The organism is Alistipes timonensis JC136, assembly GCF_900107675.1.
In the GTDB taxonomy this organism is placed as follows: domain Bacteria; phylum Bacteroidota; class Bacteroidia; order Bacteroidales; family Rikenellaceae; genus Alistipes; species Alistipes timonensis.
Genome location: NZ_FNRI01000004.1, coordinates 354,070 through 373,317, shown reverse-complemented (window position 1 = coordinate 373,317; position 19,248 = coordinate 354,070). Strand labels below are relative to the sequence as shown.

Annotated in this window: 10 protein-coding genes, 1 tRNA gene and 1 rRNA gene; 10 read left to right on the top strand and 2 right to left on the bottom strand. The window is 59.5% G+C overall.

The window, feature by feature from the left end; translation table 11 throughout:
* Both BLU78_RS07630 and BLU78_RS07625 read right to left on the bottom strand, forming a co-directional pair.
* Positions 1 to 89 (bottom strand): 16S ribosomal RNA (locus BLU78_RS07630); the annotation flags it as partial.
* A 456-nt stretch (positions 90 to 545) separates the two neighbouring features.
* Entirely contained in the window at positions 546 to 2,621 is a 2,076-nt protein-coding gene (locus BLU78_RS07625; RefSeq protein WP_010262759.1) for a S8 family serine peptidase, read from the bottom strand.
* 214 nt (positions 2,622 to 2,835) lie between these two features.
* Here BLU78_RS07625 and BLU78_RS07620 point away from each other — a divergent pair, with 214 nt between their 5' ends.
* The 10 genes from BLU78_RS07620 (at position 2,836) to BLU78_RS07575 (ending at position 19,237) form a co-directional block, all read left to right on the top strand.
* Positions 2,836 to 3,450, top strand: coding sequence for a signal peptidase II (locus tag BLU78_RS07620; RefSeq protein ID WP_010262755.1), 615 nt, complete (start codon positions 2,836 to 2,838; stop codon positions 3,448 to 3,450).
* 69 nt (positions 3,451 to 3,519) lie between these two features.
* A tRNA-Leu gene (locus BLU78_RS07615) sits at positions 3,520 to 3,604 on the top strand.
* A 152-nt stretch (positions 3,605 to 3,756) separates the two neighbouring features.
* Positions 3,757 to 4,911 carry an ABC transporter substrate-binding protein gene (locus BLU78_RS07610; protein WP_026020736.1) on the top strand — a complete coding sequence of 385 codons (1,155 nt, stop codon included), beginning with the start codon at positions 3,757 to 3,759 and terminating at the stop codon, positions 4,909 to 4,911.
* Positions 4,912 to 5,012: 101 nt separating this feature from the next.
* A complete protein-coding gene (locus tag BLU78_RS07605) occupies positions 5,013 to 5,600 on the top strand; it encodes an RNA polymerase sigma-70 factor (protein WP_010262747.1) in 588 nt (195 codons plus the stop codon).
* 69 nt (positions 5,601 to 5,669) lie between these two features.
* The gene (locus BLU78_RS07600) at positions 5,670 to 6,614 is read left to right on the top strand and encodes a FecR family protein (protein WP_010262745.1); all 945 of its coding nucleotides are present in this window, start codon (positions 5,670 to 5,672) and stop codon (positions 6,612 to 6,614) included.
* A gap of 237 nt (positions 6,615 to 6,851) precedes the next feature.
* A complete protein-coding gene (locus tag BLU78_RS07595; RefSeq protein WP_231290841.1) occupies positions 6,852 to 10,331 on the top strand; it encodes a SusC/RagA family TonB-linked outer membrane protein in 3,480 nt (1,159 codons plus the stop codon).
* A 13-nt stretch (positions 10,332 to 10,344) separates the two neighbouring features.
* Positions 10,345 to 11,820 carry a SusD/RagB family nutrient-binding outer membrane lipoprotein gene (locus tag BLU78_RS07590; protein WP_010262738.1) on the top strand — a complete coding sequence of 492 codons (1,476 nt, stop codon included), beginning with the start codon at positions 10,345 to 10,347 and terminating at the stop codon, positions 11,818 to 11,820.
* Positions 11,821 to 11,839: 19 nt separating this feature from the next.
* Positions 11,840 to 13,975 carry a DUF5689 domain-containing protein gene (locus BLU78_RS07585; protein WP_010262735.1) on the top strand — a complete coding sequence of 712 codons (2,136 nt, stop codon included), beginning with the start codon at positions 11,840 to 11,842 and terminating at the stop codon, positions 13,973 to 13,975.
* A gap of 23 nt (positions 13,976 to 13,998) precedes the next feature.
* On the top strand, positions 13,999 to 15,963 hold the full coding sequence (locus tag BLU78_RS07580; RefSeq protein WP_010262731.1) for a calcineurin-like phosphoesterase C-terminal domain-containing protein: 1,965 nt from the start codon (positions 13,999 to 14,001) through the stop codon (positions 15,961 to 15,963).
* Positions 15,964 to 15,976: 13 nt separating this feature from the next.
* The gene (locus BLU78_RS07575) at positions 15,977 to 19,237 is read left to right on the top strand and encodes a BACON domain-containing protein (protein ID WP_010262728.1); all 3,261 of its coding nucleotides are present in this window, start codon (positions 15,977 to 15,979) and stop codon (positions 19,235 to 19,237) included.
* Positions 19,238 to 19,248 lie beyond the last annotated feature (11 nt).

Genomic DNA, 19,248 nt, shown 5'->3' with positions numbered 1-19,248 from the left:
AGCAAGCTTCAATCCCGCTGCCCCTCGACTTGCATGTGTTAGGCCTGCCGCTAGCGTTCATCCTGAGCCAGGATCAAACTCTCCATTGTATAAAAAATAATGTTTTGTTAGAGTCCTGACTATTCGTTTATCCTTAAAAGGAAATTGACAGATAAATACTACAATTTTTCTCTCAAAATAATATCAGTAATTCAAAGAACCTTTTGGAAAAAGTCTCGCATTTTGTAGTGCGAAAGGACTGCAAAGATAAGTCATCTTTTTTAATCCTGCAAATCTTTTTTCAAGAACTTTTGCATCTTTTGAAATTTTGCGGTTTACGCGGCTTTCAGCTCCTTTATTGTAAACTTTCAACCTTTGTAAGAACCGTTATTTCTCAAACGCGGATGCAAAGGTAGCGACTTTTTTTGAATCTGCAAATAAATCCGAATCTTTTTTCAAAAAATCATTCATTTTATCCAAAACAGACCCCGACACCTATATATTAATAGACAAAAAAGCGGCAGGTCCCGAAAGACCCGCCGCAAGCCTATCGGACGGACGGCCCCTTAGAGCCAGCCGCCGTTACCGGCCAGATTGGGCCGAGAGACGATGGCGAACTCCCGTTCGATGGTCGTATCGCCGGCTTTGGCGGTGACCGTAAGCAGCGAAGCGCCCGTCTTGGGGCAGTTGAACGTGATTTTCGTTCCTACGACCGACACCGAAGCGGAACTTAGCCCAAGATTGCCAGGAGAAGCAAGTTTAGCAGTACTCTCCAATGTCACGACGCTCTTGTCGCCGCCGAAATAACGGGAGAAATCGACCGTCACAGCCTCCCCGGTTTTGACATACACGGCCGGAGTGCCTTTGATCGCGAGCAGCAGTTTCAGAGCATCGATACAACCGCCGCCCATCTTATTCTTATAAACAGAGAGATCGGGAACAATCACACCGTCCCCCCTTTTTGAACCCGTAAAATAGTCGTCGATACCGTAAACAGAACTCAGCAGCAGCGCTTTGAACTCGGAAGGCGTGTACTTCTTACCATTCTGGGCCGCATAGGCAAGCCCCAACGCCGCCACGCCCGAGACGTGCGGGCAGGCCATCGACGTCCCCTGCATAAAGCCGTATCCATACCAATAATCGTCGTCTTTACGGCCGTCCTGATAATCCATCGTATCGTCGCAAAGAATGGTGCTCATCACCATCCCGTTCGTATAATATTTCTTGTCGATAACACTTTGGGCTGTATAGGCATCCCCGCCGGGAGCTGTGATATCGACCCACGAACCGTAATCAGTATAGTAGGCCGGTCGGAAGCCCCAGTCCATCGAACCGACGGCGATAATCGGACTGTAAGCTGCCGGATAGATCGCAGCGTCCCCATAAACGTCTCCATCATTGCCGGCGGCAAAGATAACCAGTCCGCCCTGCAACGGGGAATCCGGATTCTTGGCCGCCGCTCCCCGGATAAACGTGTCGATCGCATCGCGCATCGCGCTGAAATTCTGACCGTTCCATTCATTTTCGAATTGTTCCGGAGGTATCGGATTGCCATCTTTATCTTGAAGGAGATACCCCCAACTGTTCTGCGCGATTATTGCGCCATTGGTCCAGGCATATTCGAAAGCCTTGATATTTTTATTCCCGGTTTGGGCGCCCTCGCTGTTCCCCATGATCTGACAGGACATGATTTTCACGCCGCCCTGATTGCTCCGGCCGCCGGCAATGCCGCAGACGCCCCGTCCGTTGTTGTTCACGGCGGCGATCACACCGGCCACATGCGTCCCGTGATCGGCATAGCTCTCCGTGCCGTCCTCCTCCTTGGCGGGCGTCTTCCAGTCGAGCACCGAAGAGTTGTCCCAGAAATTGAAGCCGTGTTCCTGCAAATTTTTCGGATTGCTCCAGATGTTGGCCTTCAAATCGGGGTGGTCGGTCTGCACGGGCTCGTCGATCACCGCCACGATAATATCCTCACTGCCGGTGCAGAGCTGCCAGGCATCGAGCAGATTGATGTCGGCACCCGCTTTCGGCTGATCGAAATACCTATCCGGCCCCGGATTATCGAAATGCCACTGATAATCCAACAACGGATCGTTCATCGTCGTCGCAGCGCGCGTTTCGCCCGTCTTATGAAGATTAGCTCCGGAAGCCGGGATGACCGGGCCGACGCTCATCGGACGGATATATTGAGGATTGATCTGATACTCCACGACAGCGACGCCGGGCAGCGCGGCAAAACGGCTGCCGATCTGGCCGAGGTCGGCGTCTTCGTCGAACGAAACGCTGTACCAACGGTTGATGCCGGTCTCATCGTAAATAGCCTCCCACTCGGGATTATAGGTGATGATCCGTTCGAAATGCTCCGCGCCGATCTCATTCAGCAGGTCGTCGATCGTACCGACGCCCGAACGCGTCACGGCCCCGCCGCGGGTGGCAGGAAGCTGTGCCTGCGCCGTTGCAACGGTCTGTGCCATTTCGGGCGTGAGCTTTATGGAGATCGCCCCTTTCAGGGCCAGTCCGGAAGTAGGGGTTCCGACGATCCGGGGGGGGGTCGGTCCGGAGTCGCCGCCGGAGAGTTCCGCCGGTTCCTTCGTACATGCAAACGCCGCAAACAGGCACCCGATGAGTAGCAATCTCTTCATAATCCATCAAATATTAGATTTTTCAAAGATATAGTTTTTCTGTCAAAAGCGTGTCACACGAATGATAAAATCGACCCGAGGCCGTTAAAAATGAGATTTTTTACTACTTTTGCCAAGACAAACCCCGGCCCCGAGAGGCACTTCCGGTAAAATCCGGACCATGCCCGGCGGCGGACCGGTTATATACGATCTTTGCGACGGAATACCACGTATTATGAATTTCAAAAAAATATCACTGCTTATCCTGCTGCTGCTCGTTGCAGACCAGGCGCTCAAAATCTGGGTCAAAACCCACATGCACCTCGACGAATCGATCATGGTCGTCCCCGACTGGTTTCAACTGCGGTTCATCGAGAACAACGGCGCGGCCTTCGGCATGCACATCGCTTCACGCGGCGGCTTCGACTGGGGCAAACTGCTGCTGGGGGTCTTCCGGATCGTGATGGTCGGATTCATCGGATGGCTGATGTACCACCTCTCCTGCAAACGCAGGGATACGCCCAAAGGGGTGATCGCGGGACTCGCGCTGATCTTCGCCGGAGCCATGGGCAACATCCTCGACAGCGCCTTTTACGGACTGATTTTCTCCGAATCGACTCCCTATACCGTAGCGCATTTCGGAGGCCATTACGCAGGCTTTATGATGGGCAAGGTGGTCGACATGTTCTATTTCCCGCTGTTCCAGTGGAACGGCGTGCCGCGTCTGCTGCGCTTTCTGGTCGACAGCAACAACTACTTTTTCGGCGCCATATTCAACCTGGCCGATACCTACATCTCGATAGCTGTGGTCTATCTGCTTCTGTTTCAATATAAATTCTTCAGCAAGTAGATTTTTTTCGGAAAAAGAGTTGGCAATTCAGAAAAAAGTATTACTTTTGCACACCGCAATTCCAGAAATGCCCAGGTGGCGGAATAGGTAGACGCGCACGTTTCAGGTGCGTGTGCCGCAAGGCGTGCAGGTTCGATTCCTGTCCTGGGCACCAAGGAGAGAAACCCCGATTGATTGAAAATCAGTCGGGGTTTCTTGTTTTTACACTTGCACAAACACATAAGCCCCGAAAACCGGAGAGTCAGGGATCAGTAAAAATTGCCTGCCAGACAACGATTAGCTCCGGATTTCACCGTTTTTTTGTATATTCGGGCGATGAAAAAACTCCTGAAATCCCTGTTGCCGCTCCTGGCGGTCCTGGCAGCGGCCTGCGGATCGCAGACGCCCGACCTGAAAAACTATACGCTCACCGTCTACGCCCCGTCGCATGCCTCCGGCTTCGAAATCGTCGGCGCCGAAGGGCGGCAAAGCACCCTGCTGAAAGTCTTCAACCCGTGGCAGGGCGCCGAGAACACCGAAACGATGCTCTTCATCGCCCGCAACGGCGAAAAGGCCCCGGCCGGATTCACGGGACAGACCGTCGAAGCCGGAGCGAAACGCATTGTCTGCATGTCTTCGACCTATGTCGCGATGCTCGATGCCCTGGGACAGGCCGACCGCGTGACCGGGGTTTCCGGCCGGGACTACATCACCAACACCTATGTCACGGCACACCCCGACGCGGTGGCCGACGTGGGCTTCGACGGCAATGTGGACTACGAACTGCTGCTTGCACAAAGGCCCGACCTCGTGCTGTTGTTCGGTGTGAGCGGCGCCAGCGGCATGGAGCCGAAACTGCGCGAAATGGGAATCCCGTTCGTCTACATCGGCGAATACCTCGAGGAGTCGCCGCTCGGCAAAGCCGAATGGCTGGTCGCCGTCTCGGAAATCACCGACAGCCGGGCAAAAGGCGAAGCCGTTTTCACCCCGATTCCCGAACGCTACAATGCGCTCAAAAAACGGGTCGCCGCAGCCTCGGCCCCCGATCCGAAGGTGATGATCAACACGCCCTATGCCGGATCGTGGTTCATGGCCTCGACAGAAAGTTACGTCGCACGGCTGATCGCTGACGCGGGCGGGGACTACATTTACAAGAAGAATACATCGAACCGTTCCCAGCCGATCGACCTCGAGGAAGCCTACTTGCTCACCGCACAGGCCGACATGTGGCTCAATGCGGGCGGCGCGTCGTCGCTCGGCGAGCTGAAATCGCAATACCCGAAATTCGCCGGAACGCGGTGCGTGCAGGCCGGCGCCGTCTACAACTGCAACAAGCGGCTCAACGCCGCGGGAGGCAACGACTACTGGGAATCGGGCGTCGTACGCCCCGATGTCGTCCTGCACGACCTGATCGCGATCATGCACCCCGAGGTGCTGGCCGACAACGACCGGGAGCTGTACTACTACCAGCGGCTCGAATAACCGCAGCGCGCTTCAAACCGGGAAGTTTTTATCCTTGCACTTTGCAAAATGATTTTTTTCATGCGGATAAAAATTATATCTTTGGATAATCATACGCCTGAATGACGCTCCCGGCCCGACATATAACCCGCGAATTTTTCGACGGCTTGTACGCTGATTACAAGCCGCGTTTCATCCGCATCGCCCGGTCATACGTCCGCGACGACATGGTGGCGGAGGACATCGTGACCGACAGTTTCCTCTATTTCTGGGAACACCGCGCGGAGCTGACGATCACCACGAGCGTCCCCGCCTACGTGCTCGGCGCCGTGAAGCACGGCTGCCTGGAGTGGCTGCGCAACGAAAAGAACCGGCTGAACATCCGGCAGAAAATCCACACGACGGCTTACCACAGCATCCAGGCCCGCATCGCGGCGCTGGAGGCCTGCGACCCCGGACAGCTCTTCGCCTCGGAGGTCGCCGCGATCGTGCAGGAGGAAATCGGCCGCATGCCCGAGCCGATGCGGGGCATATTCGTCGCCAGCCGTTTCGAGGGCAAGACCTATCAGGAAATCGCCGACACGACGGGCATCAGCATCCGCAACGTCAAAGCCGCCATCCAGAAAGCGCTGGGCATCATGCGGGAGGCTCTGAAAGACTATCTTCCGGCCTGGATGATTGCGCTGTTTATCAACCAGATACGTTTTTAATAAAATTTATTTAGCCCGAACCTCCCTTTTTTCGTGTCCATCCGGCGCGCTCACGCACCTTATGGACGTATGGAGAAAGAGTTGTTATACAAATATATCGACGGCCGAACCTCGGAAGCAGAGGAACAGGCGGTCGTAGATTGGCTGCAGGCCGATCCCGGACACCAGCAGGAGTTGAACGCCCTGTGGTTTGTCCACAATACCACCCTCGTCAACGCACAGCGCCCCGAAAGCCGGCCGATGCCCGCCGCACGGCCGCACTGGTACCGCCTGCCGGCCGTGCGCCGCTGCATGCAGGCCGCCGCAGCCCTGCTGCTGCTCGCGGGGACCTGGTACGCCTCCCGGAGCGTGGTCATCGAAAACGCCGCCAAACAATACCTCTCGATCGCCGCACCCGCCGGACAGCGGGTGGACATCACGCTGCAGGACGGCACGACCGTCTGCCTGAACGCCGGGGCCCGGCTGGACTATCCGGTGCGGTTCGGCAAGACCCGCCGGGTGAAACTCTCCGGCGAAGCGATGTTCGACGTGGACCACGACGCGGCGCGCCCGTTCGTCGTCGAGACCTTCGCCTGCGACGTCGAGGTGCTGGGCACGAAGTTCAACGTCGCGGCCGACGAAGCCGCCCGCGAATTCTCCACGGCGCTGCTGCGGGGAAAGCTCCGGGTCACCAACAAGCTCACCCGTGGCGACGAAATGACGATGAACACGAACGACTTCGTCAGCCTCAGCGGCGACCGCCTCGCCCTGCGGAGCATCGAGAACACCGACGATTATCTCTGGCCGGAGGGAATCTTCAACCTGGCGGGACATAATTTCGGGGAGATCATCGCACGGCTCGAAAGCCTCTACGGCGTGCAAATCACCGTCGAAAAGACGGCGAGCCCCCAACTGAACATCATCCGCGGCAAGATTCCCGTCGCCATGGGGCTGGACTACGCCCTGCGGGCGCTGCAAAAGATCACCCCGTTCGAATACGACTCGGCGGACAACGGCACGATCACCATCCGGTGAATCCTGAAACCTTAAAAACAAAGATAGCCCATGAATGACAGCTGACCCACGGTATGCCGCATAAAAAAGCCCGCAGGCGTTGCAACCACCCGCAGGCACCGCGGCCAATAGAATTCGAACCAATCCTAACAACCACTAATTGACAAATTTATGAATAAAATTTTTATTCAGCAAATTAAATGCCTGTTTAAAATTTTACTCATAAGCTGCTCCTGTTTTTCCGCCCGGGGGGGGGAAGTGCTGGCCCAGAATCCCAAGCTGACGCTCAAGCTGCACGACGTCCGCATGGAGCAGGTTATGAATGAAATCGAGAAACAAATCAATTACTATTTCATCGTAGACAAAGGGGTCGACATCAAGCGCACCCTCACGATCAACGTCACCAACAAACCGCTGACTACGGTGCTGGACCAGCTGGTCGCAGGAACCGACACCCGGTACAGGGTCTATCAGCAAAACATCTACCTTTCGGTCGTCAAGCGCGACGCCTCCAAACCGGTGCGGATCAACGGCAAGGTGCTCGACACGCGGGGCGAACCCGTCGTCGGGGCCTCGGTGGTCGTCCAGGGCACGACGCTCGGCACCAGCACGGGGCTCGACGGCGCCTTCTCGCTCCAAATCCCCGCACCCGCAGAGACGGACGAACTGCACGTCAATTTCATCGGTTACGAACCGGCCGTCGTCAAAATCGGCTCGCGGACCAGCTTCGACATCACGCTCCGCGAATCCGCCGAGCAGATCGACGAGGTTGTCGTCACGGCCCTCGGACTCACCCGCAAGGAGAAATCGCTGGGTTACGCCGTCACCAAACTCGGCGGCGACGCGCTGAACAACACCGTTTCGAGCAACTGGCTCAACGGCATGGCGGGCAAGGTCGCCGGCCTGAACTTCGATCAGGCGGGGCAGGGTCCCGGCGGTTCGATCCGCGTGACGCTGCGCGGCGAGTCGTCGCTCACGCACGACAACAACACGGCGCTGTTCGTCATCGACGGCGTGCCCATCTCGAGCGACATGGAGTCGTCGAACTCGGGCTCGCAGGCTTTCAACACCACGGCCCCGATCGACTACGGCAACGGCGCCAGCGACCTCAACCCCGAGGACATCGAGTCGGTCTCGGTGCTCAAAGGCCCCGCGGCGACGGCCCTCTACGGCTCGCGCGCGGCCAACGGCGCCATCGTCATCACCACCAAGTCGGGCCGCCAGACCCCGGGTCTGGGCATCTCGTTCAACTCGTCGGTGACTTTCGAAAAGGCCGGTTTCTGGCCCGATTTCCAGAGCGAGTACGGCGCCGGCAACGGCAACAGTTCGAACCTCGACCAGCAGCGCAACTACAACTACTGGAGCGTCCCCGCGGCCAACGCCGAAGACGGCATCGCCAGCACCGGGCGCATCTATTCGCGCGTGGCCTTCGGCGCCAAGTTCGACGGGCAGCAGTTCTACCAGTACGAATCGCGCAACTGGGACACCGACATGTACCGGCGCCTGCCGTGGGAGTACCGCGACTGGTACAAGGGTTTCTTCGACACGGGCGTCACCTACAACAACAGCATCGCCTTCTCCTACAACAACGGCAAAGGCACTTCGGCGCGCTTCTCGGTGAAGGATTCGCGCAACAACTGGATCGTCCCCAACACGGGTTCCGACAGCCAGAACTTCAACATGTCGGTCACCAGCCAGCTCAACCAGTGGCTCCGCATGACGGGCAAGGTGACCTACTACCGCAAAAACTCGGACAACATGCCCATGTCGGGTTACAGCGCCGCTTCGCCGCTCTACACCCTGATCTGGAACCCCAACGTGGTCGACGTATCGTCCTACTACCGCGAATACGCCTACGGCCGCATCGACCAAATGTATGAGGAGGGCACACCCCACCTGCTCATCAACTCGACCTACGCGGACAACGTCTACATGCAGGTCTACGAGCAGCTCAACACCCTCAACCGCGACCGCGTGTTCGGCAACATGGCCCTGAACATCAACCTTATGAAAGGGCTGACCCTCGACCTGCGGACCGGCATGGACTTCAACAACGAGTTCCGCACCCAGCGCAAGCCGTGGTATTCGAACGGCTACCCCTACGGCTACTACAAGGAACAGACGGTCACCTCGCTCGAAGTCAACAGCGACTTCCTGCTCTCCTACACGCGCAAAATGGGCGACTTCGACATGCGGGCCTCGTTCGGCGGCAACAACATGCTCTGGAAGCGTCGCAACGTCTACTCCCAGACGGCCGACGGCCTGCTGGAGAAGAACGTCTACAAGATGGCCAACTCGATCAGTTCGCCCGTCTACCGTTCCTACCGTTACACCAAGTCGATCAACTCGTTCTACGGCTTCCTGTCGCTGGGGTGGCGCGACATGGTCTACCTCGACATCACGGGCCGCAACGACTGGTCGTCGACGCTCGCCCCGGGCTACAACTCCTATTTCTACCCCTCGGTCTCGGCCAGCGTGCTGCTCGACCAGGTGTTCAACTTCAAAGAACACGCCCCGTGGGTCGATCTGCTGAAAGTCCGCGGCTCGTGGGCCAACGTGGGTAACGACACCTCGCCCAACAAACTGGTCTCGGTCTACTCCAACGGCAGCTTCCCCAGCTCGTACTACCTGAGCAGCGAAATCCAGAACTACTACCTCAAACCCGAGAACGTCGAGAGCTGGGAGGTGGGCCTCGAAGGCAAGTTCTTCAAAAGCCGCCTCAATTTCGACGTGGCCTACTACCACAGCGAGACCACCGACCAGATCATCACCGTACCGATCGACCAGGCTGTCGGCGCCACGTCGGTCGTCGTCAACGCCGGGTGCGTCCGCAACCGCGGCGTCGAAATCTCGGCGCGTTTCCAGCCCGTCAAAACCAAGGATTTCGAATGGACGATCAACGCCAACTGGTCCAAGAACTGGAACAAGCTGGTCGAACTGGCCGACGGCGTGGCGATGTGGAACCTCAACCCCAACATCACCGTCGGCGGCAACATCTACATCCGCGCCTACCCCGGCACCGAGCTGGGACGCCTCTACGGCCGCGGCTACGAGCGGGCTCCCGAGGGGGCGTTCTACGTCGACGCGGACGGCTCCTATGTCGACTGTTCGAACCAGATCGTCGTGGACGCCCAGACCGGCAGCGCCCGGCTCACCTCGACCGAAGCCGAGCTGCTCGACCTGGGGAGCATCTACCCCGACTGGACGGCGGGCATGAGCCACGCGTTCTCGTACAAAGGCTTCCGGCTGGGCATGTCGTTCAGCGCCCAGTGGGGCGGCAGGACCTACTCGATGACCCACTTCGCACTGGCCTATCAGGGCAAGCTGAAGAATTCGCTCAAAGGACGTTACGCCGGCATGATCGTCCCGGGCGTGAACCTCAACGAGAACGGCACCTATTCGAAGAACACCACCATCACGACCGATATCGTCGACCACTACACCAACTACGTCTACGCCCGTGAGAACGCCGAGGAGAACGTCTTCGACACGTCGTTCCTCAAACTCAAAGAGCTGCGTCTGGAGTATTCGCTTCCGCGGCACCTCTGCACCAAGACGCGGGTTTTCCAGGGCATCACCATCGGCGTCTACGCCACCAACCTCTTCTGTTGGACGAACTTCCCGCTCTACGACCCCGAGGCGGGTTACGCCGTGGGATCGTCCATTTCGCGCGGTATCGAAGCCGGTGCCTACCCGATGACCCGTACCTACGGCATAAACCTGAAACTGGACTTCTAAAACCGACCCGGCAATGAAAAACATACTACGATACGCTCTGACGATCTGCGCGGCGGGCTTCCTCTCGGGTGCCTGCACCTCGAATTTCGACGAGTACAACACCAACCAGAACCAGATGGAGATGGGCGACATACACCCGCTCAACCTGCTGGAACACATTCTCTTCACGGGAGCCGACGGCATGGTCTACCGCACGTGGCTGCTCAACAACGAGCTCGTCCAGTACACCGTGCAGATGTACACCGAGAACGTCCACCGCTACATGATCCGCGACAGCTACAACAGCGGCACGTGGAACCACCTCGCCCGCTGGGCGGCCAACTCCGACCACATGATCGAGCAGGCCGTGAAGAACGAGGACGCCAACTCGGAGGCCATCGCCCTGACGATGCGCGCGCTGTTCGTCTCGAACTGGACGGACATCTACGGCGACATCCCCTTCAGCGAGGCTTTCCAGGGGCGCAACAACGTCCTCAAACCCAAGTTCGACACCCAGAAGGAGATCTACACCCAGCTCTTCGCCGACCTCGAACGCGCCAACTCGCTCTACGATTCGTCGCGGGCGCTGCGCTACCCGAACAAAGACCTGATGTACGCCGGCGACATCGCCAAGTGGCGCAAGTTCACCAACTCGCTCCACATGCGGCTGCTGATGCGGCTGCAGAACCGCGACGCGGAGATGGGCGTGAGTGAAAAGCTCCGCGAGATCGTTTCGAACCCCACGCTCTACCCCGTCATGGCTTCGAACGCCGACAACGCGGCGCTCTTCTACACCAACGTCGACCCCTTCATCGGACGCTTCGGCACCATGACGCTGCAAAACTTCACCTCGAACTCGCACCGCATGGCCGAGCACCTGGTCAACATGATGAACAACACCAACGACCCGCGGCTGGGCATCTACGCCGTCCAGCAGAACAACGAATGGACGGGGCTGGTCAGCGGCTACCCCACCACGGAGACCAACGCCACCAACTGCGCCTACCTGAACAAGGACGTGCTGGGCGACTACACCTCGCCCTATACGTTCATGCGCTACGACGAGGTGCTGTTCATTCTCTCCGAGGCGGCGTTCCGCGGCATGGTTCCGGGCGGCAGCGGCGCGGCGCAGCAGTATTACGAGCAGGCCGTGCTGGCGTCGATCGACTACTGGGACGAAATCAACCCCTCGCCCACCTACGAGATCACGCAGGCGCAGAAGAACGCCTTCATGCAGATCGTGGCCTTCGACAACACGCTGGAACAGATCCTCAACCAGAAGTACATCGCCCTCTTCTGGGAGGGCTACGAAGCCTGGCACGAGTACCGCCGCACGGGCTATCCCAACCTCAAAATCGGCAAGGGCACGGCCAACGACGGCGTGCTTCCCACGCGCTTCATCTACCCGGTGACCACGGTGGACACCAACCATGAAAACTACCTCAAAGCGATCGCCAACCAGGGTCCCGACAACATGAAGACCCGGCTTTGGTGGGCACGCAAGCAGTAACCCCGAAAAACACCGAAACATGAATATCGAACGAATCATATCGCATACGAAATACCGTCTCGCCGGGCTTCTGGCCGCCTTTGCACTGCTGGCGGCGGGATGCACCGCGGACGAGGACACCGATGCACCCTACCTCTACTTCGGCGAGGAGATCGAGTCGCTCTCCTACACGGTCAACGGAGGTTCGCTGACCGTCGAGATGTATTCGAACATGGGCCCGTGGGTCATCGAACCCGCCTATACGGGCGACGAGGAGTGGATCGACATCTGGCCCAACGAGGGCGACGACAGCGGCCGCTTCACGGTCAGCGTCTCGGCCAACGAAGGGGCCTACACGCGTTACAGCACGGTCAACGTCGTCATCGGCGGCCGGGTCGTCAAATCCTTCGAGGTCACGCAGTCGGGCGTCGAGCCCTCGATCGCCCTCGACATGGGTTCCGACCACATCACCGCCGCCTCGAAAGGCGGCACGATCATCGTTCCGCTGAAGGCCAATGTCGGCTGGAAGCCCCTGACGCTGGAGAGCTCCGCCGGATGGATCGCTTTCGGCGAATCGACCGGCGAGGCACAGGAGTTGGTCGTCTCGCCCAACACGGGCGACGAACGCACGGGCGTAGTGCGCTTCCAGGCCATCGGCACCAACCTGGAGAAGCTCTATGCCGACCTGACAATCGTGCAGTTCAACACGGCGCAGGACCCCAACAACGGCCAACGACTGACCATTGCCGACGCCGTCGCCCGTTACGCCAATGCGGGTAAGATCACCGACAACGTCTGGGTCGAGGGTTACGTGACGAGCAACCGCGAGAAGCGCAATTTCGACCTCAACGTCATGACGCTCCAGGACGACAGCCGCCGCGGCCTGCTCTTCGAGTTCGCCTCGACGAACGACAACACATACAAGATGAACGAGCGTCTGAAGGTTCACCTGCTGGGCCAGCAGTTGGTCACCGACGCGACGACCCGTTCGCTCAAAGTGGCGGCCTTTACGTCGAACTCCGTCTTCGAACGCGACGACCAGGGAACGGGCATCGCCCCCGTCGAGCTGGAGAGCATTTCGGAACTCGCCAACTATGAGAATACGCTCGTGACGCTCAAAAAGGTCGAGTTCGCCCAGCCTGCGGGCACCTACTGCAACATCGACGAACGCTACACGCAGTCGACGCCCTCCTACGCGACGATCGCCTACAACGCCACGGCGATGCCCTTCTGCGACGGCAACGACTTCTACGGCCACCTGCTGCGCGACGAGGAGGGCAACACCTGCAAGCTCTACACGACGACGTGGTTCCTCGACCGCTTCGCGACGCTCATCCCCGAGGGTTCGGGTCCGCTGACGGGCATCGTCACCAAGTATTACAAGCAGTCGACGGGCGAGGTCTACATCATCCGCCTGCGCCAGCACGAAGACAACCGGGTCTCGGCCGACGCCTCGACGCGCATGTCCAAAACGCTGATCCAGTTCGGTCCCTTCGACGACGCGAACACCTACGACAAACTGACGCCGCGCATCGGCAGCGGACAGCTCACCACGACCATGTGGTCGGCCGTGCAGGCCGGCGCCGGCGGCATCTCGATGGACTGGGGATGGAGTTACGCCCGCATGGCCCCGGCTACGGTGACGGTCAAAGACAACGGTTCGCAGAGCATCTCCCCGGCGCTGTCGAACAGCTACACGAACTTCAACATCCTCGCCTGCGTTTCGTGCCAGTATTTCTGGGACTGCACCGCCTCGACGATGAACCGCACCGACGCTCCCGAAGGCTACAAGGGCGAGTGCTGGGTCTTCCACGTGAACGACTTCACGCCCGACGCGTCGAAAGACCTCTACCTCACCTTCGCCCTGGCCAGTTCGCAGACCGGCCCGATGTACTTCGACATCGAGTGGGGCGAGGAGGAGAACGGCCCGCTGTCGGCGTACACCAAGATCGGCGAGATCATCTCGCCCGACTGGTATTCGTGCCACCAGTTGCAGCAGTTCATCCTCAAACTCCCCGACGAAATGAAAAACAAGCAGAAGTTCACGATCCGCTTCCGCGTTACCGAGAACTGGAACGCCGGCAACGGCATGGTGAACGGCAGTTCGACGGAGAGCACGACCGTCGCCAAGGGCGGAGCCCCGCGCATCAGCTTTTGGCAGATCGCCGAGATATAAGAACCTCAAAAACGCAATGAACCATGATTAAACATAAAATCAGATACCGGATCGCAACGTTCCTCTCCGTGCTGGCGCTCCTGACGGCCGGATGCAGCGACGACACGACGGTCAATACCGCCCGGAAGGACCGGCTCGTCACCGACCAGCTGGTTCCCGGATCGACCTTCTACACCTCGACCACCAAGGAGCTGACCATCCAGGGCAAGGGCTTCGCCCAAGGGGACGCGCTCGCACTGGCCGACATCGCCACGGGTGCGGAAATCCCGCTCACGCTCAAGGAGGTCGACCACGCCTATGTCACCTTCGTCGTGCCGCAGGACATCCCGACGGGCTCCTACCGCCTCATCGTGCACCGCGGCCGGGAGAGTCAAGTGCTGGGCATCCTCAAATTCCGCCGCAGCCTCGACATCGAGATTCCCGACAAAGAGGGCATGAACGTCAAAGGCGTAGTCTTCTGCGGCTCGCTGCCCGTCGCGGGCGTGGTCGTCTCCGACGGCGAGGCCGTCACGACAACCGACGACACGGGCTGCTACTACCTCGCCTCGAAGAAACACCACGGCTACGTCTTCATGAGCGTACCCTCGGGCTATGAACCCCAGTCGGAAAACTCCGTGCCCCTGATCTGGGGTCCGGTAACCCCCGGCGAGGAGACGTGCGAACAGGTCGATTTCGAGCTGCTCGAAGCCCCGGGACAGGATGATTTCGACCTGCTGGTGCTGGCCGACATCCACCTGGCCAACCGCCTGGGCGACATCGCCCAGTACAAGGAGCTGATGCTGCCCGAGCTGAAGAGCTACATCGCCGCTTCGCCGAAGAGGGTCTACATCCTCAACATGGGCGACATGACTTTCGACCTCTACTGGAATTCGAACAAGTACAACCTGGGCGACTACGCCAACACGCTCAAGGACTCGGCCATCCCGGCCCTGATCTACCACGTCCCGGGCAACCACGACAACGACGAGTACGCCAAGGACGACTACTCCGCCGAACAGCCCTACAAGGACAACCTCGGGCCGACCTACTATTCGTTCAACATCGGCAAGGCGCACTTCATCATGCTCGACAACACGGTCTACCTCAACGCCGGGGCCGACGCCGCAACCCGGACGCCGGGCGACCACTCCTACAACTCCGCCTTTACGGAGATGGAGCTCGCGTGGCTGAAGGCCGACCTGGCGACCGTCAAAGACAAGGACGCCCCGCTGGTGATCGGCACCCACTGCCAGGTGTTCTACTACAACTCGTCGCTCGACATCACCCCCTCGATGGCCTACGGACACTCGACGATGCTCGACCAACTGCTCACCGAGTTCACGGACGTGCACATCATCTCGGGACACACCCACAACAACACGACGATGAAGGTCCGCGAAGGGCTGATGGAGCACAATACGGGCGGTTCATGCGCGACGTGGTGGTGGACGGGCTATTACAGCAACGGCCACATCTGCAAGGACGGCGCGCCGGGCGGCATGGGAGTCTACGAATTCCGGGACACCGACCTCGAATGGTATTACAAGGGCTACGGCGAGCCGCGCGACTTCCAGCTGCGGACCTACGACATGAACAACGTCAAAACGTTTTTTGCCAACAATTCGGTCATCCGCAACATGATCCGCTACTACCCCAACCGGAACGACTATGTCAACGTGGGCAACAACGTGGTCTACATCAACGTCTGGGGCTGGGACCCCGAGTGGAAGGTTTCGGTGAAGGAGAACGGCGTGGAACTCAACCCCACGCGCGTCTACATGAAAGACCCGCTGCACACCTACGCCTACGACGCCACGCGCGTCTACAAGAACTCGAACAACACCTATACCGAGGTGCTGACATCGAGCAACAACTACCACCTGTTCGCAGCGAACGCCTCGAGCGCCACCTCGACGCTCACGATCGAGGTGACCGACCGTTTCGGCAACAAGTACACCGAGACGATGTCGCGTCCCAAGGAGTTCGCCGCGCAGATCGAAAACCTGTAAAAGCGAGTAACCGATGAAAAAACTGCAAACATATCTCTCGGGCATCGTCGCCGTGCTGCTGCTGGCGGCGCTCGGCGCCTGCGCCGACGACGACAAGACGCTCAGCGACGTCTATCTGGAAACCGACGCCTCCTATTACAGCGCCAATGCGCGCGGCCTGACCTACAACGGCGAGGAGGTGGTCATCCACATCCAATCGAACACCTACTGGATGGTCACCTACGACAAGGGAACCGGGCTCGAAGAGCCCTGGTTCACCCTTGCGCAGGAGGCCGGCAACGGCAGCGCGGACCTCACGGTGACGGTGCAGCGCAACGACGGCAACGCCCGTTCGGCCGAGCTGAAACTCGTCACCAACCGCAACGTATCGACGACCGTGACGCTCTCGCAGGCCGGAATCGGCGAGTTGGTCTATTTCTACGGCGACGACTTCGGCACCGGGGGTGCAGGCGCCTCCGTCGCGGAGTTCGACGGCTGGAACCTGCGCGGCATGGGCGTCGACGAGACCTACTACGACGGTCAGAACGCCACCCTCGACGCCGGTTCGCCCTCGACGACCTACGACGGGGCGTCGGGCGGCAACAACGTCCTTTTGGGCGACGACGGCTGGTTCACGCTGGGCGGCATCGCCACCAAGGGCGACTACAACTTCATCTTCTCGTTCGGCGTAAGCAACGACACGAAAGCGCCTTCCGCCGACGAGCTCAAACTCTGCATCAGCCAGGACCGAGCGCAGTGGACTCCCGTGGAGTACACGCTTCCCGCCTCGGCGACCGAAGCCGGAAAATGGAGCATGGTGCGCATTCCGTTCTTCATTAAGGAGGATTGTCCGGCGGTCTTCTTCCGCTTCGAAAGCGCCTCGGCAGGTTACCGCATCGACGATCCCGCACTCGAAGAGGGCGACGGAACGGGCGAAACGATCACGTTCCTCGAAGATGTCGTCAACTACATCCGGACCGTGCTCTGGGAGGACGACTTCGCGTGGGCCAATAACGCCGCCTACGTGAAGAGCGACGCCTGGACGGGTTCCGACGGCACGCGCATCGACAAATGGAGCAACTATCCCTCCTCGACCAACGGCTGGACGATCGAATCGGGCCGTGCGACCTCCTATCCGCGTTCGGCAGGCTCGGCCAGCGCAACCGGATTCCTCAAAAGCGGCTGGGCCGACGGCGGCGCGGGACTCTTCTCACCCAAATTGGAAGCCATCGGCAGCGAGGCCAGGGACGTCACGGTCGAACTGACGCTGGCCAGCTGGACGCTGAACAACAAACCCGACAACGACCAGCTGTGCATCCGCGTCCTCGGAGGCGGCACCGTCGGCAACGCCTCGAACACCGAGCAGGTCTTCAGCGTCGGCAGCTGGAACGAGTGGACTGTCCACGAATTCGAAATCTTCGGGGCCACCGCCGCGACGCAGATTTACATCGGCTCGACGGCCGAGGCCAACAACCGCTGGTTCATCGACCGCTTCCGGCTGATCTACATCACCGAGAAACCCGGCGACTTCGAACCCGAACTCACGACCGACCCCGAGTCGCTCGAATTCGTCACCGCAGGCGAAGACAAACCGGTGAAGGTGACGGCCAACGCCGCCTGGAGCGTCCGCAGCGAGGCCGCATGGCTGTCGTTCGCGCCCGAAGGCGGCGATGCAGGCACTTCGACGGTGACGATCACCGCCGGCCGCAACCAGACCGGAGCCGAACGCCCCGCGACGGTCGAGTTCCTCATCGACGGCGAAGTGATCGCAACGCTCGGCGTGAAGCAGAGCGGCGAGGAGATTCAGTACGCCCCGTCGCCCCTCAATCTCACGGAACTCGACGCGTCGGCCACCGTGCTGACGTTCGGTTGGGACGAACCCGCCGAAGCGACGCACAAATACCGGGCGGCGCTGTTCACCGACAAGGAGGGCGAACCCGTCCAGCAGTCGCCGGAGTTCACGCTGGATGCGAAATTCCCCGCGCCGATCTTCACTTTCGGCGGCCTCGAACCCTCGACAACCTACCAACTGGCCGTGCAGACGATCAGCACCACCGACGGCGTGGAGGATTCGCCCTACGTCTTCCTCGAAAGCCGCACGACCGCCGCGCAGACCGCCGCGCCGGGTGCATTGGTCTCGATACGTTTCGACCGGCTGAAATGGTGCGGCGACCACCTGCTCAAAGCATACGGACTGCGTCCGGCGAGCGTCGGCGGCACCATCGCTCCCGATGCCGTAGCGGATGCCCTGACCAATGCCAACACGGGCGGCTCATCCGATGTCTTCAACACCCACAGCGACGCCTTCCGGGCCGACCGCGGGGTGAGCGGCTGGTACGGACTTCGCGCCTACGAATATCCGGGTTACATCAAACTGGGTACCGCCTCGAAGGCCGGATTCCTCGTGACGCCGAAACTGAGCGGACTGAGCCAGCCTACGGATGTGCGCATCTCGTTCCGCCTCGGCAACTGGAACGAGCCCAATGCCGACGGCTCCGTCTTCACCGTTGACAAGGCGGTCATCCGGGTCGGCATCGTGCCGGAGAACGTCACCGACGCCAACCTCAAAAGCTATGCGGATGGCTATACGCTGACGACCAATATCCCCTTCACGGCCGACGAAGCGCCTGTATCGGCGACTCCGCAGACGTGGACCGACGTATCGTTCGAGGTGCCTGCCGTGAAACCGACCGACCGCCTGATTATCTACGCCACGGTCGACGGCACGGAAAAAGGCGGCAAGGCCCGCTACGAGGTGGACGACATCGAGGTCGTCCCGAGCAGCGTAAAACCCGTTACGGTCGTCTTCGAGGATACGTTCGACTGGGTCAACACCTCAGTGGACTGGGCCAACAAACTGGAAGCCTACAAAGATAACTGGGCCGTATTCGACGGCCGCGTCTATGCCAAGTACCACTGTCTCCAATTCGGCACAGGCTCCTACGAGGCTGGCATCACGACCCATGCCCTGACGGAACTGGGTGCGACACCGACCGACGTCACCGTCGAGGCGCAGCTTACAGGCAATGCCGCCAACAAGCAAAGCGTCTATTTTAAGATTACGGGCGCCGGCTCCTTCTCAGCGACCGAAAGCATGACGGAAACCACCGTACAACTCGACGGATTCATGCCCAACGCCAGTTCGGGAGCCACCGGCGAAGGTTTCGAGGGCTGGGAGACCAAGACGCTGACAATCTACGGCGCCGATCAGACCACGCAAATCCGCCTGGCCTGCGTGAAAGTCGCCAATGTGACCCAGCAGTTCTGGCTCAACAGCTTCCGCGTGACCAAATAACGGACGCATGT

Excerpts from the sequence above, each read along its gene's own strand:
- BLU78_RS07625 (WP_010262759.1), bottom strand. The coding sequence starts at position 2,621 with ATGAAGAGATTGCTACTCATCGGGTGCCTGTTTGCGGCGTTTGCATGT.
- BLU78_RS07620 (WP_010262755.1), top strand. The coding sequence starts at position 2,836 with ATGAATTTCAAAAAAATATCACTGCTTATCCTGCTGCTGCTCGTTGCA.
- BLU78_RS07605 (WP_010262747.1), top strand. The coding sequence starts at position 5,013 with ATGACGCTCCCGGCCCGACATATAACCCGCGAATTTTTCGACGGCTTG.
- BLU78_RS07600 (WP_010262745.1), top strand. The coding sequence starts at position 5,670 with ATGGAGAAAGAGTTGTTATACAAATATATCGACGGCCGAACCTCGGAA.
- BLU78_RS07590 (WP_010262738.1), top strand. The coding sequence starts at position 10,345 with ATGAAAAACATACTACGATACGCTCTGACGATCTGCGCGGCGGGCTTC.
- BLU78_RS07585 (WP_010262735.1), top strand. The coding sequence starts at position 11,840 with ATGAATATCGAACGAATCATATCGCATACGAAATACCGTCTCGCCGGG.
- BLU78_RS07580 (WP_010262731.1), top strand. The coding sequence starts at position 13,999 with ATGATTAAACATAAAATCAGATACCGGATCGCAACGTTCCTCTCCGTG.
- BLU78_RS07575 (WP_010262728.1), top strand. The coding sequence starts at position 15,977 with ATGAAAAAACTGCAAACATATCTCTCGGGCATCGTCGCCGTGCTGCTG.